The sequence below is a fragment of the Ruegeria hyattellae genome (assembly GCF_041537925.1).
In the GTDB taxonomy this organism is placed as follows: Bacteria; Pseudomonadota; Alphaproteobacteria; order Rhodobacterales; family Rhodobacteraceae; genus Ruegeria_C.
Map to the genome: position 1 here is coordinate 1 of NZ_JBGOSH010000012.1, position 14,987 is coordinate 14,987.

Genomic DNA, 14,987 nt, shown 5'->3' on the forward strand with positions numbered 1-14,987 from the left:
CAGCCCAACAGCCGGTAGACCAATCAAAGACCTCAAGTAGCGTAAGCGATAGGTCACATAAAGTGTCGCGGGATGGAGCAGCCCGGTAGCTCGTCAGGCTCATAACCTGAAGGTCGTAGGTTCAAATCCTACTCCCGCAACCAACTTAAACAAACATATACAACACGTTACGCACCGCCCAAGGGCGGTGTCTCCATTTGCCCCAAACCAACTGGAAGCACTGTGGAAGCAACAAGGGCGAAGTCAGGCCGTGGCGGAAACGCAACAGGCATTGCCGAGCACCTACTGCGATCTCTTCCCCAGCGAAGTAACATCAAGGTCGGCTTCGCGGACGGAGCGGACCTTTGTATCGGAACACGTGGTGCCCGCTCCCAGCCCTAAGCTTCCATTGCGGGAATGGCATAGCGGTTTAGAGCGGAGCATTACGTTGGAATTGCCGAGCGACCGATTTTAGGGATTCCGGTCGCCTGTCGCTACTGTTGCGCGGAGCCGCTCAATCCAAACGCACCTGTTCTTCTACGCATTTTTCCAGTAGACGATTGGTTGAGCCGCGCTTGAGACACAGATAAGTGTAAACCTATGTTGAAGTTTTTCAAAAATTTCCGTTCGAGCGATAAGTTTATGGACCGGTTGTCCCTGGAAATGGGTGTTGATCGCCGTCTCTTCAAAACCGCGCTGACGGAGCTGGGGATCAACTTCTCAGACCTAGAGAAAGAATTTGAACAAAGAGCGGTGCATGAGCGTGAGTCAGGATTTAGCGATGACGTAATAATGCAGCGGGCGTGCATGGGGATCATCTCGTATGCACGCCTTGGTGCATCCCAGCTCATTGTTAAATTCGGAGAGCAGCCGGAAATTGAATCTTTCATGTTCGCAATGATTGATTATCAAGAGGCACATATTGATGTTGTCGATGATCCAGAGGCATACCGCCGCGAAAGGATGTATTAGTAACGCGGAAAATAGCCCGTCCAAATTTCCTAATTTAGAGAGCATTAAAGTCTCCGAATTCTGCGCATAGCTGACATTTGTAACGAACGCAGCATCCAGTTAAATGGGCTCATAGCCGCCTCGCTGCAGCGCAGCACCCGATTTTTCACTGCTGAGCGCCATCCCCGGTTTTCTGGCATCTTCAGATGACCGTGGGCAGCCCAAAACAGACATTGCGATTGCAGTCCCTACTCCGGTAGCTTTCACATTATGAATGTACTACCCAGCCTCTCCGAGCATTACACAGACCCTAAAACATATCCTCCAGGCGTGGCTTTCCTGGACGGGCAGTATTTGCCGATTTCTGAAGCCAAGATTTCGGTGCTGGACTATGGGTTGCTTCATTCCGACGCAACGTATGATGTAGTTCATGTTTGGAACGGAGCCTTCTTTCGACTAGAAAATCACCTTGATCGGTTCTTCGCAGGTTTGGAAAAGCTGCATATGTCGATTGAGTATGATCGAGGCCAGGTCATCGAGATACTGCACAACTGCGTCGCACTATCCGGATTAAAGAACTCATACGTCGAGTTTATCTGTACGCGCGGCATGTCTCCAACATTCAGCCGGGATCCACGTCATGCCGTCAACCAGTTCATCGCGTTCGCAATCCCGTTTGGATCGGTGGCCAATCCAGAGCAGATGAAGCATGGACTAAATGCAGCAATATCATCCTTGGTGCGCATTCCTCCAAAGTCAGTCGATCCGACAGTGAAGAACTATCATTGGTTGGATCTGGTGAAAGGCCTCTATGAGGCCTACGACCGCGGTGCTGACACGGCTATCCTCATTGATGAAAATGGTAACGTGTCTGAAGGACCCGGGTTCAATATTTTTGCCGTCATCAATGGAAGAGTTTTAACACCAAGGTTCGGTGTGCTTCTCGGGATCACACGTCAAACGGTCTTCGACATTTGCACGAACCTAGAAATCGACTGCTCAGCCGTCGACATACCTCAAGACCAACTCTTAGGTGCAGACGAGATTTTCATATCTTCAACTGCCGGTGGGATCATGCCAGTGACCAAAGTGAATGGACAAAGCATCGGTTCTGGAACCCCCGGCCAAATCACAAATCAGATTACCATGAGTTATTGGGAACTGCACAAAGAAGAGAACAAAAGGATGGTTGTCAGATACTTGGATGACAAATAGCCTTCAGTCGGTGTCTGGTTGGCTCGGAAAAACTGAAGCTTTTCTGCAAGACGGACCCCGGCAAGACACGCCAAAATAGCGGACCAAAACAGAGCTTTTCTGTGACCGGTCTCAGCCCAAAAGCAGACATGACTCTCCAGAACCTCGGGCAGAAAATTTTGGTTCGCTGCGCTTGCGAGGTCACATGCTCAGGCAGATAGAAGCGGACATTCACGGCCTTACATGCACCGTCACTCTTGCTGCAAGCTGTACCGACGACAGCAGTGCGCAGATAGCGGGCTTTGTAAAGTTGCAGACAATGAAGACCTAACAACTTGGCTTATGAACCCTCAACCGACGACTTGTCTCTATTTTATCGTCAATACCACATGTGCAAAACCAGACTTCGTCTAATGACGACGGCAGACTTGAAACCTCAGAGTTTTCATTCAAACTAGTCTGAAAATCTGTTCCTAAACAGTTGACCAACAAAAGGTTTGGTTTGTGATTTGGCAAACCGTTACTTTCAAATTTGCTGCGCAAAATCTCATCTCTGAACACGGGCCAGGAATCGTTTGGGTCGCCGTGCCTGTTGGGCCGAGCGGAATAGGTGCCGGACCCATCAAGAAGCACGACAAATTCTCCGAGTTCGCATACTTCAACAGGTGTTTCGATGCGCGCTTGCTCTCTTAGGTCTGCGAGCCTGTCTGGATTCAGGTGCCCGCGCAGCTTAGCCAACACTTCTATAACAGCTTCATCGGGGTTATCAGCAAAACGGTTGTTATCGTATGTGAGATTGTGCATGCGTTCGATATGCAAATTCTGGTCCAAAGCAGATAGTAGGCCTTCAACCAACTGTTCGGTTCCCCACCACTTCGTGTAGTGATAGCATTCAACATAAAGTTCCGAACCATCGCCATACTTCACATGGATGTCTGGCTTTGCCTTTGTCTTCGAGTATGGGAATGATACATTGCCACCTTTGTCGGCAAAATACTCATAGCATTGCAGCATCCACAAAAACTGATTAAATTTATTCCATTTCTTAGCCCAATGGTCTTGCTCAGAATTCCAATTTGAGTACTCGCATTCCCAGCCTTCAGCTTCATAAGCTTGCGACAAAAGTTGCTCCCATCGACGGAATAAACTCTCCCCGTTGTACGTCGCCATTCGAAACGCCAAGCTGTGAAAGACCGACGGGCCACTGTCGATCAGAATTCCGTCGAGACATGATGGCAAACACCCCAGCTTGGTGAGTAATGGACACGCGTTCCGTCGAGATTCAAAACGGCGTTGATCCGCAGCGTTCTCTAAGGCTTGCCTTACGAGTGACCGCGCTTCTGCACTAGGTACTGAGTTTGACACGTACTTGCTCCGAATTTTGGACCGAATAGCCTATCAGTGGCAGATACACCAATGGCAGCAAAGGGCTGCCCACGGTCATCTGAAGATTTCAGAAAACCGGGGATGGCGCTCAGCAGTCAAAAAATCGGGTGCTGCGCTGCCGCAAGGCGGCTGTGAGCCCTTAGCAGCCCATCGCTTACTTCCGGAATACTACAGAAAATGCATGAAGAACGCGGAAGAAGCCAAGTAAAAATACGAGACTAGGTATGGTTGTCAAAATGACAAATCCTATAATCCCTAAGAGCTGCGCTTGGTGGAGACAGGCCAGCAGAAAAAACAGTAGGAAAGACATGACAATACAGGCTGCAAAGACCAAAGCAGCGTTGAGCTCCTTGGCCAAGTGCCACATGTTCGAAACATATAAGAGATACTGCCCACATCTTCTTTGAACCAATCGCCAGCCTTTTGCGGTTCTTATGCAACGTAATGCACAAAACTGGTAGCCAATCGACTCAAATGACTATGCGCTTTGTCCGCACAGCCGACCTCTGGCGCGTTGGGAGGCCATTGATGCCTGACAGAAGTTGTCAGATGACGGCTGTGAGCCCTTAACAACATTCCTTTGACCTATGCCACAATCGGTATTCGGTGTCATGGAAGTGTTGACTTTGGTTAGCGACATCGTTCCCAAGAGCAATCCTCTTTGCTAACAACCGGTATGAGTACATCATCAGAGAATGCCGCCTCGCTAAGGTGGAAGTGGATTGCTGCTATTTCCAAGCGGTTTGGGAGGGCAGTTCGCGTCTGGATTGTTTTTTCGTTTTTGCTCCTCTTGCCATTGGGCCTGCTATCCGACTCGATGGCCATGGCATGCAGGAATGATAACTACGAAGGGAGCAAGAAGCTTCGCTATTGCAACATTTCACTGGCTACACGCACTTGGTTAGACTTTTTGCCTCTTATGTTTGCAAGAAGTGCTGCAATCCACCTTGAGCGCGGGATCGCCCTATCGCAAATTGGGCGCGAAGAAGAAGCTCTGACCGCCTTTGAACGAGCAATAGAGGCTGCGCGGGCAAAGCCGGGTCCCTGGGAACAAGAGCTTCAATCAAGGATACAAGAGTTCGATGCGCGTCAGCCCACAATTCTATGGAATTCACTTTTGACCGATGGTGAGTAGCCCTCTATCAGTCGGTCTAATTTCTTCTCCCAACTGCAACAACGACTGGTTCTGAAAGCGTTCTTTGAGGCGGCTGCTTCGCTTTTGTCGCGCAGGTCTGCTTAGTCCGCACAGCCGCCCTTCGTTCCTTTGTTGGATTGTGGGGTAGGCCAGAGCTCCCATCATGCACCTACCCCTATCTCCGCGCACCGAGGAAGTCGGGCGCGGTAGAATTCTCTTTGTTGGACTCACCGGCTGCGCAGTCTAGCGTGGCCCGAGGTCCGCTTCGAGCCCAAAATGACAGATCAACAAGCAAGCCATTCTCACACCAACTCAATAATGAAAAATTCAAATATACCAAGGTCGTCATGAACCCAGGGTAGATTTTTGGTACCGCTAATTGCTATCAATTTTCCCGCAGATCTAAAAAAATAAACAACTGGACCGCCTACGTTTTTACCCAACGGGTACAAAATCCATGCTGTTTCATCTAGGTCAACCGAGCTGAATTGAAAGGCTACTTCTTCACTAATACTGCAGCTATCGGAATCACGGCACTTTCTCATATCCTCAAACAAGTCTACAATTTCCGGCGGTATACTTTCGGGTACTTCCACGTGTTCGTCCGGAAGGTTCCCGGATACATGCCCCTTCATAACTGTTTCAAAATGAACGCCGCCTTTGAAGTTTCGCGTTAGTATGTGAAAATCTTCATTGCAGACGATTTCGTTGGATTCATAGTCGCCCAGTTTCCATATCAAGGCGCAACTTGGATGCTCCTGCCAAGCGTATTCCGGAAAATTTGCGCTCGTATTCCCAGATGCACCAATCGGGAGGAGTGCAATGGTCAGAGCAACCACTAAGCTTGATCGAATTTTATTTAGCACGAGATATAGCCACTACTTATTGTCAGGTTCGGAGTTACACTTTGGTAAGTAGAGCCGCCGATCAGGCGCAACAAGTCACATGCCATTGAGTTTTGCAAGCTGGTCTTGATGGCTCATCAATTGCCCATCTTCGAATAGTTTCAGGTAGCTTGCCAGGAATGGCAGCATTGTCCGCATTGCCGCCAGTTGACCGGGCAAGCATGCTGCACTTGCGGCGAACGTCTGCTCCTGAGGGCGGCACCGCAGCATGAAATTGTGGCGGATCGGGTCAAACGGCTGGCTTTGCAAAGTCTGGAATCTGCGCATAACCGCCATTGGCTCCGACAGTCGCGAACGATGGCTCCATCAGGTGATCATTGTTGTTGTCAGAGTAGCCTATATCTTGCTCGAACCTTGGACAGCCGATCTGCAATCGGCGAGGCATGCTCCCTCGCAATCCGTGCCAACGCTTCAACGTGCCGTTCCAAGAAGTCATCAAAATCGTCCGCAGATACGTCGGATATCGCCGCTCGCGTAACGAAAAGCCCGGAGAGTTGCGCATCCAGTTCCCGCATCTTGGCGGTGCGGTTGGCTTGGATGACTTCGCTGGGCAGAACGCCCGCGCAGTTGTGCAAGAGGTCATTGCCAATCACGGCCTCGAATTGCTGCCAGAGTTGGTGGGTGGGCCAGCGGGCGCGGTTGCTGTCGGTGGTGGGCATGCAATAGCGGATGCGTCTCAGAGCGTCTGTAAATGCGTCTCCGATCGTATCATGCACGTCTTGCCAGCTTCTCATTTCGAACTTGTTGCGGAGTTGCTTGGAGCCAAGACGCATCTCAAAGCGCCAGACTTGGCTTGTTGCCCGGTCGCTCAGATCGAGGGGTGGCCTCCCAATAGCTGCGAGTGAAGCGTTCCAGATCGTCAGCCAGCCCATCTTGTTCTGTTGGATGATCTCGCCGCGTTTGTCATAGATGGCCAACTGTCGATTGGCGACGGCACCGGCACGCAGGCCAACAACGCGCGCCCCGCTTGAAACGGTCGCAGTCTCATCGACGCCAGTGTATTCCGTGACCTTGGTTCCGGGCGGCACGACTAGAGCCTCACGATCCGGTTCGAACCATGGGGCCAGCAGATCGACGGCAAAATCCGCACGCGCCACGCGCAGCTGCGTTTCAACATAGTTGATCCGGAAAGCGTCCATGCAGGTACGGAAGTGTTTCTCCGCCCCCTCAAGGCCGCCTGTTGCCAGACCGAAGGCGCGGAAATCCACTGTGATACCGGGATTGTTGGGAATACGGTCCTGAGGGTCTTGGAACAGCCAGACCGCTCCGTGATCACCGGTATGGGCGGTAAATCCACGTGCGCCCTTGTTGGTGACATTCAGGGCAATTGGACCAAGCTGCAAGACGCACTCCCCATGGGTCTCTTGTGCGTGTTTCTTGGCGGAGGCTAGTTCTTCGCGGAAGGCCTCCGGGATATCGGCCTGAATGGTGAATTTGAGCCCATCAAAGCCGAAATATAGGATTGGTGCGTCCATCTACTCTGGCCTACGCTTTCGTATTCGTGGAGGGGGGTGTTACAAGACCCCCCTCTTTGCGGCAGTGCCGCCATTGCATGTGAGATTTGAGGGAATGTTTGGTCATGTGCCGGAACCTGTGCCTCCGGCGGGGCAGCTTGTGTTTTGGGGCCGGGCGCGGACGCCCGGCGCTGCCATCACTTGGCATTTACCTGACGGCCAATCCAGATTTCGGCGCGCTCCGCGCATTTAGCCAGGTTGAGCAGGTCTGAGTGATGGAAGCTATTAGTGTTCCGCCATTCTCCGGTATCGGATTTGTAGGCCCGGGACAGGTCGATGGAATAGAAACCGTCATTGTCCCAGATGGTGGCCGTCAGTAGGCCGATCTTGAATTTATGTGCTGGCTGGTTTGCCATTTTCATTACCTCTTTCGAGTTGTTCGTTGGTGTGGGAAGGGCGCGGGACCGTTTCGCCCGCGCCCCAAAGAGCCATCCGGCCCCAAAATCCCGCACGGCGCTGCCAGCCCCGCACGGGCAAAACTCAAAGCCCGCTATAGCTGGTGTTGCTGTGGCAGCGGGTTTCGGCCCATTCGTTCAGATCGCGGCGGCGATAACGGACGGAACGGCCCGGTTTGTAGAATTTCGGGCCGAAGCCGGTCACGCGCCATTTTTGCAAGGTGCGCACGCTTTGGCAGAGCAATTTCGCTGCCATTGTCTCATCAATGAAGCCGTCGAGATGGTCGTTGGCTGGACTGTTCTGTGTTTCAGTGTTGGATAGCGCCTTGGTCATTTAGATTTCCTTCCGGGTTTGGAACTTTCGATGACCTAGTGATGCGCGAAGCCGAACTAAATGTTAAGATTACAAGTGGTTACGTTACATTACATTGCATTACCTTTTGTTCTATCGCGATGCGCTGGTTCCCCCTTGACCCGGTTGTTGTGCGATCAGCTTCACTCTGATTCTCGCGACAGAGCAGATTGGCGGAATGTTAGAAGTGAGGACATTTGCGGTCCGAAATCCGACCAACTCGGATTGCCACTACATTCAGAAAGAACCTTTCGTTAGGGTTCGTGACCTCAACGAAGGTTCCAAGATGTGCGGAAATGTCAGGAAACCACACGGAACTTACGGGCGTCATTCTCAGTTACATTCAGCGCATTTCCGAGCATTTCCGCGTTTTTCTCTGCCGCCTGCCGAACCGGATCATCGGCTAGGTGTGCGTAACGCATCGTGGTCTGTAACTGCGTGTGACCCAGCAATCGCCCGACCATCTGTATCGGCATGCCGGAAGACACCGCATTGGACGCATAAGTGTGCCTAAGATCGTGAATGCGTACATCTGATAACCGGGCTTGATCGCGAATGCGCCGCCATGGGTGTTGAAGATCGGTTGCGTATTTCCGCTCAAGCTTGCCTTCGATCACGTAAGGATTGCCGGGTGTGCGGGGCAGGGCGGCCAGAACATCGCGCGCGGCTTGCGGCAAGGGAATGCGCCGCGCACCGGTCTTGCTGTCCGGCAATTCCATGCCGTGCGGGGTGATGTATTCCCATTTCAGGGTCTGGATTTCCCCCAAGCGGCAGCCGGTCAGGATCAACAGGCGGAAGGCGGCAACAACAAAGGGTGTTTCCGTGCCATTGCGTTCCACTTCCGCCAAGACCTGCCCCAAGCGCTGCAATTCATGCTGGCTCAGGAAGCGTTCGCGTTTCACCTCGCGGTATTTCGGCACATGGCGGCACGGGTTAGACCCATCAGGCCGCAAGCCCCAGATTTCCGCCAGATTGAACATCTTGGACAAGACCCCAAGTGTCCGGTTCGCCTGATAAGGTTTGTCCCGGAACTTATGATGCAGATCGGCAATGTCTTTCCGTTCCACATCCACCACTTTAAAACTGCCCAACGCAGGGTTGATAAAGAGATCGATGGCGCGGCGATACTCGCCCTGCGTGGAGGGCTTGCAGCGTTCCTTGACATGGCTGTCAAAGAACCGCTCACAAAGCGCGGCAACGGTTGGCGCGCGGCGGTGCTGGGCGATCTCTTCGGCGGGGTTTTCACCCTTTGCCACGTCGCCCATGATTTCTTTTGCCAGCTTGTGCGCCTCGTCCACGGTGATCTTGCCATGCCGCCCAATCGAGACACGCCGCGTGCGCCCGCCTTTGCGATATTGCGCCTGATAGGTTCTGGCCCCCGATGGCATTACTCGCACGCCAAACCCGGCAATCTGACTGTCCCAGACAAAGTAGTCTTTAGCCTCAATTGGCAGCGCTTCGACAATGCGTTTGGTCAGTTTTGGCATGGCTCATTCCTTTCCCTTCTTTCGCCCCGTGGAAGCATTGTGGAAGCAACTGGAAGCAAATCATGGAGTAAGGCGTAGAAGCTGGGCGCAGCCGCCGTCAAGGAAAGATAAGCGATTACAATAAGATAGGGTAAGTGGGCAAAATCAGGCGTAACCCGTGCGACCCCGCTTAGGCTATCTCATAACCTGAAGGTCGTAGGTTCAAATCCTACTCCCGCAACCAACTTTACAAAACACATACAAGCACTTAGTGCCCCGCGGGGCGCTTCTTGCGTTTCTGCCCAAACGCACGGTGCTACAACTGTGCTACGTTTGGGGGTGGACTACGCTCTGCATTGAAAGAGCAGAACTCCACTTAGCTATGTCGCTTAGGCGAGTGTGATGACACACACGCGTTACTGCCCTTGGCTTTCGTATACCTCTTGGTTTAAGCGCGAACGCTTGATCAGAAATATCTGAGATCATCCGATTCAGGCGGTATCTGATCTCATGCGAAGCACGAACCAAATCTACCTTTTGAGCGGCACCTGTTCGTGAGCGGAAACCCTGGTCCATTTAGAATTAAGATTAGATGCAGTGCGCCGGTTGAGCGTTGCATTCGAAGACAGATTAGGATTGTGTTCAATTGGGGAAGATCGGAATTAGACCTGAACGGTTGCGGTAAAACAAAGCTCCTTGACCAGTTCTAAGAGTAAGAAAACACATGATTGATGAAGCGAATTCGGCCCGAAGGGCCGTTTGGGGGCAGGCAAAATGAGCGGATTGGTGGTTTCGGGCACGGAAGGTGCAGATGATCTCACAGCGGATGCGGCGGGAAATACGCTGCTGGGTCTCGCTGGCAACGATACTTTGCGCGGCACAGATGGCGGTGACAGCCTTGATGGAGGCGTAGATGACGACCTTATCTATGGCTTTGACGGCAGTGACATTCTGGTTGGGGGCGCCGGCGATGACTACATCTATGGCCATGACGGCGATGACACCCTACGGGGCGGATTCGGGGATGATACCCTGGGCGGCGGTGATGGCGAGGACCTGTACTTTTTCGACCTAGGCTGGGGGCGGGATGCAATTAAAACTGACCGGGTGTTTCAGGGCAGTCCACAGGCTCAAGATGCGATTCAATTTGGAACGGGTGTTGAGGCCCGCGACTTGAGCGCGCGCAGAGTCGGTGATGACTTGATCATGACGCACGCTAATGGCGATAGTTTGAAATTCATCGACCAATTTCATAGATACCACAACCCAATTGCCGAGGTGAGGTTCGCCGATGGCACGGTCTGGGAAACAGACGAGTTGCAGGCACTGGCGAATACGGGAACTGAATCGGACGATATCCTGACTGGGTTCAATTCTGATGACACATTATCCGGCCTTCAGGGAAATGACAGTATCCTGGGAAATGGAGGAAATGACGAACTGGCTGGCGGCAGCGGCGATGATTCGCTCATTGCCGGCGAAGGTAATGACACATTGCGCGGTGGCTCTGGGGATGATTACTTAGAGGGCGGCCAAGGCGACGATCTTTTTGTTTTTTACGCTGGCTGGGGGCATGATCGAATCGGATATTTGCCCGTGGTCTTCGCCGGTAATCTGCCCCAAGACACAGTTCAGTTCGGATCGGGTGTTACATCCAACGATATCAGCGTTCGGAGAGCTGGTACGCATCTGATACTGACACACGCGAACGGCGACACGCTGGAGTTTAGCGAGCATTACTCACAATCGCAGAAACGCCAACCAATTGCTGAGGTAAGGTTCGATGACGGCACAGTTTGGAACCTCGATCAATTACAAACTTTAGCGAATACCGCGACCGAAGGGGATGATTTCCTGATTGGCTTGGATGTTGACGACACCATATTCGGTTTCTCGGGAAATGACACGATATTAGGCTATGACGGAGATGATAGTCTTGGGGGTGGTGCCGGAGACGACTACTTAAACGGTGGCGAAGGATCCAACACCTTCATTTTTTACTATGGCTGGGGGCAGGACACGATCGGAAGTCCGATCTTAAGTACTGCTAGTAAGATTGAATTTGGTGCGGGTATTGAAGTTGAAGACTTTGGTGCAAGCAGAATTGGGTTCAATGATTTGCTTCTAACCCATGTCAATGGTGATAGTATTCTTATTTCGGGCTATTTTGATGTTGCGAGACGATTTGACGTCCAATTTTCAGATGGATCAATCTGGGATCCCGACGAATTACAGGTGCTCTCCAATGCAGGGACAGAGTTGGCAGACGAACTCGTCGGCACCAATTCCGGTGACACCTTATTAGGCCTACAAGGAGATGACAGAATCACTGGCAATCGTGGTGATGACCTCTTGGACGGGGGGGCGGGCGACGACAGCATATTTGGTAATGACGGAAGTGACACTCTGAGCGGAGGCACCGGAAATGACTATCTAAGCGGCGGCGGCGGTGGCGAAGACCTGTATGTATTTGATCTTGGGTGGGGTCAGGACATAATTTACAATACCGGAGGGGGCGCTAACAGTCCCGATGGGATCAAATTTGGCGCTGGAATACGTGCCAACGACATTAAAGGTCAGTGGGTCGGTGGTGATTTGGTCTTGACCCATGTCGACGGCGATAGCGTAACGATCAGAAACCACTTTCAGACAAGCTCCCAGCAGATCGACAAAGTCTGGTTCGAAAATGGAAATGTCTGGGACCTGGATGACCTGCAGCTTCTGACAAATGTCGAAACAAATTCCGACGACATCCTCCGTGGCGTTGATTCTCGAGATTATTTGCGGGGTCTTCAGGGAGATGATCGCATTTTGGGTTTCGGCGGCAACGATTCTCTAGATGGGGGTGATGACGATGATACGATCTTTGGTCATGACGGCAAAGACACTTTGCGCGGCGGTAATGGGAATGACGAGTTAGGCGGTGGCGATGGGGGTGATCAGTATTTATTTGAACTCGGCTGGGGTCAGGACACGATTTACAATAACGATAATGATTTTCTTCCTGAGGATTCGGATAAGATAAAATTTAGTTCAGGCATTACTGCCATTGATATAACTGCGCGTCGCGACGGCGACGATCTGATATTAGTTCATGTAAGTGGTGATACTATCGAGATCGAAAACCACTTCTGGAGCAGATCCTATCGAATCGACGAGGTGCGGTTTTCAGACGGAACAGTCTGGGACTTCGGCGATTTGAGCGATTTGGTGAAATATGGCAATCTAGATGGAGCGACCGTAGAACAATTCGCTGAACAACTCACCGATGGGTATTGGGAGAGTATCGGAGGGGCGCGGCGCAGTTTTGATATCGACGCTTCCAGGCAAATCACCTATTCAGTCGCGGATCTGGACGCAAAGGGTGCCTATTTCGCGCGCGCGGCCTTGGATGCGTGGTCCGAAGCCTCGGGTCTGGTGTTTGTCGAAACTGCCGCGAATGCACAGATCGTTTTTGACGATGAAGAGCAAGGTGCCCACGCCGACTTTGATCTTGCCGGACCCTATATTGATACTGCCTATATCAACGTACATTCGAGCATATCCGCCGGCGACCCACTTCAGCCGTGGGGGTTTGCATTTGAAGTCTATTTGCACGAAATTGGGCATGCACTGGGATTGGGCCACCCCGGAAACTACAATTTCACAGCGACATATGGCGTTGATAACCTGTTTCTCAATGACAGCACTCAATATACAATCATGTCGTATTTCTTTCCAGGCGACCATGAATACGCGCCGGGAACCAATGCCTATATCCTTTCTCCGCAAGTCGCAGATGTCGAAGCAATCAATGCGCTCTATGGTCCGGACCCTGTCCGCAATCCCGGCGATACCGAGTATGTGTTCTGGTGGCAGTCGGGCGACGTCAAGGTCAGCCATGAAGATGTGCCGCGTTTCTTTACGGTTCAGGATAGCGGCGGTATTGACTGGTTCTCATTTTATGACACCGACGCAGACCAGGTCATCGATCTGCGTGAAGGTGAGTTTTCGAGCATTGCCGGGTTGCGTCTCAACTTGGCCATTGCGCCGGGCAGTGTGATCGAAAACGCAGAAAGCGGTGTGGGAGACGATCTCTTGATCGGTAGCCCTCACGACAACGAACTGTATGGCGGCGATGGCAATGACACGCTTCGCGGCGGGCTTGGAAACGACATAATCGTTGGCGGTTCCGGGAACGACTATCTCAACCCGGGCGACAATTCCGACGTGGATGCGATCCGGCCCGGTACGGGTCAGGACACGATCGTCTTCTCCGACATGGTCACCGGTCAGGGTTCCATCGCACTCTGGGATCTGGATGCGGGTGTCACGGTCTGGATCAACGGCACCGCAAATACCGGGTTCATCGACAAGGGTGCCAATGGCTCGGCCAAGCTGGTGGATGTGAGCGTGCCGCTTCCGACCGAAATCGGTGGTCTTGTGATCGATGGCACCGTCCACGACGACACCTATACGGTCACGGCAGGGGCCGGAGGTTTCATCGTCATCCGGACATATGCGGGCAATGACATTTTTAACCTGAACCCAAGCGACGGCTATTTAAGGCTGAGATTTAGCGACTGGCAAATCACCAACGGCGTTACAGTCAACCTGACCACCGGCACAGTCAGCGATGACGGGCATGGCAATATAGACATGATAACCGGTGTCGAAAACCTGAACTCGGTACACACAACGATGCTCTCGGACTCGGTGCTGGGCAACGACCATGACAACGAATTCATTCTTGAGGCCGGCGATGACACGGTTGATGGGGGTGGTGGGTTCGACCTGCTGCGCTATGACCGCAATGAGGTCGAGGTGGTCAATGTCAACCTGCAGACCGGGACGGCGACGGGCATGTGGCGGGGTGAGGCCTTTACCCACACGATCAGCAATGTCGAAGAGGTGCACGGCTCGCGCGATGGCGATGACACGATCACCGGCCAGGACGGGGTCGGCGAGCAGCTTGAGGGGCGCGGCGGTAACGACACGCTCAACGGGCGCGGCGGCAATGACACGCTGCTGGGCGAAGAGGGCAATGACGAGGTCTATGGCGGCGATGGCAATGACGAGTTGCTGGGCGAGACCGGCAATGACACGCTGGGCGGCGGCGCGGGCGCGGATCTGCTGCTCGGGGCCGTCGGGCAGGACCAGCTCTGGGGCAGCACCGGCAATGACACCGCCTATGGCGGCGAGGGCAATGACACGCTGGGCGGCGGCGGCAACAATGACGAGCTGGGCGGCGGCAACGGCAATGACCGGATCTGGGGCGGTACCGGCAACGACACCGCCTTTGGCGGGGCGGGCAATGACACGCTGGCCGGCGGCGGCGGCAGTGACGAGCTGTGGCTGGGCGAGGACAATGATGTGGCCTATGGCGCGAACGGGGCCGACACGGTGCTGGGTGCGGCGGGCAATGATGAGCTCTGGGGCGGCAACGGGACGGATCTGCTCAATGGCGGCGGCGGCAACGACACGCTGCGCGGCGGGGCGGATGCGGATGTGCTGGTGTTCTCGGCAGGCGCCGACCAGGTGATCGGTTTCGGTCCGGGAGACCGGATCGATCTTTCCGGCGTCGCCGCGATCACGGATTTCGCCGACCTACAGGCCAACCACCTGTCGGGACCGGTGGATGCGGTGATCGCCGACGGGGCGGGCAACACCATGACGCTGGTCGGCACCGGCGCCGGAACGCTCGACGCGGGAGACTTCATCTTCTGACTTC

The 14,987-nt window shown here is 53.2% G+C and carries 11 protein-coding genes and 1 tRNA gene; 5 read left to right on the forward strand and 7 right to left on the reverse strand.

Annotated elements, in window-relative coordinates; translation table 11 throughout:
• The first annotated feature begins 66 nt into the window (after positions 1 to 66).
• The 3 genes from AB1E33_RS22185 (at position 67) to AB1E33_RS22195 (ending at position 2,145) form a co-directional block, all read left to right on the forward strand.
• Positions 67 to 143, forward strand: a tRNA-Met gene (locus tag AB1E33_RS22185).
• A gap of 436 nt (positions 144 to 579) precedes the next feature.
• Positions 580 to 951 (forward strand): hypothetical protein, encoded by a 372-nt coding sequence (locus AB1E33_RS22190; protein WP_372579434.1) that lies wholly within the window; start codon positions 580 to 582, stop codon positions 949 to 951.
• 249 nt (positions 952 to 1,200) lie between these two features.
• Positions 1,201 to 2,145, forward strand: a complete 945-nt coding sequence (locus AB1E33_RS22195; protein WP_372579435.1) for an aminotransferase class IV — start codon at positions 1,201 to 1,203, stop codon at positions 2,143 to 2,145.
• 306 nt (positions 2,146 to 2,451) lie between these two features.
• On the opposite strand, the gene AB1E33_RS22200 is transcribed toward AB1E33_RS22195, so the two are convergent.
• Positions 2,452 to 3,294: a hypothetical protein gene (locus AB1E33_RS22200; protein WP_372579436.1), complete on the reverse strand. Its 843-nt coding sequence runs from the start codon at positions 3,292 to 3,294 to the stop codon at positions 2,452 to 2,454.
• A gap of 892 nt (positions 3,295 to 4,186) precedes the next feature.
• On the opposite strand from AB1E33_RS22200, the gene AB1E33_RS22205 reads away from it, so the two are divergent.
• Complete coding sequence (locus tag AB1E33_RS22205) at positions 4,187 to 4,645, forward strand: tetratricopeptide repeat protein (protein ID WP_372579437.1); 459 nt, start codon at positions 4,187 to 4,189, stop codon at positions 4,643 to 4,645.
• Positions 4,646 to 4,947: 302 nt separating this feature from the next.
• Here the strand turns inward: AB1E33_RS22205 and AB1E33_RS22210 are convergent, their stop codons facing one another.
• The 6 genes from AB1E33_RS22210 to AB1E33_RS22235 all read right to left on the reverse strand — a co-directional run bounded on the left by AB1E33_RS22210 (position 4,948) and on the right by AB1E33_RS22235 (position 9,298).
• A complete protein-coding gene (locus AB1E33_RS22210; RefSeq protein ID WP_372579438.1) occupies positions 4,948 to 5,511 on the reverse strand; it encodes a hypothetical protein in 564 nt (187 codons plus the stop codon).
• A 75-nt stretch (positions 5,512 to 5,586) separates the two neighbouring features.
• Positions 5,587 to 5,826 (reverse strand): hypothetical protein, encoded by a 240-nt coding sequence (locus tag AB1E33_RS22215; protein WP_372579439.1) that lies wholly within the window; start codon positions 5,824 to 5,826, stop codon positions 5,587 to 5,589.
• Positions 5,827 to 5,876: 50 nt separating this feature from the next.
• A complete protein-coding gene (locus tag AB1E33_RS22220) occupies positions 5,877 to 7,025 on the reverse strand; it encodes a hypothetical protein (protein ID WP_372579440.1) in 1,149 nt (382 codons plus the stop codon).
• A 176-nt stretch (positions 7,026 to 7,201) separates the two neighbouring features.
• Positions 7,202 to 7,420: a hypothetical protein gene (locus AB1E33_RS22225; protein ID WP_372579441.1), complete on the reverse strand. Its 219-nt coding sequence runs from the start codon at positions 7,418 to 7,420 to the stop codon at positions 7,202 to 7,204.
• Between the two features lie 124 nt (positions 7,421 to 7,544).
• Entirely contained in the window at positions 7,545 to 7,793 is a 249-nt protein-coding gene (locus tag AB1E33_RS22230) for a helix-turn-helix transcriptional regulator (protein WP_372579442.1), read from the reverse strand.
• Between the two features lie 317 nt (positions 7,794 to 8,110).
• Entirely contained in the window at positions 8,111 to 9,298 is a 1,188-nt protein-coding gene (locus AB1E33_RS22235; protein WP_372579443.1) for a site-specific integrase, read from the reverse strand.
• Positions 9,299 to 10,051: 753 nt separating this feature from the next.
• On the opposite strand from AB1E33_RS22235, the gene AB1E33_RS22240 reads away from it, so the two are divergent.
• Entirely contained in the window at positions 10,052 to 14,983 is a 4,932-nt protein-coding gene (locus tag AB1E33_RS22240) for a calcium-binding protein (protein WP_372579444.1), read from the forward strand.
• Positions 14,984 to 14,987: the final 4 nt, after the last annotated feature.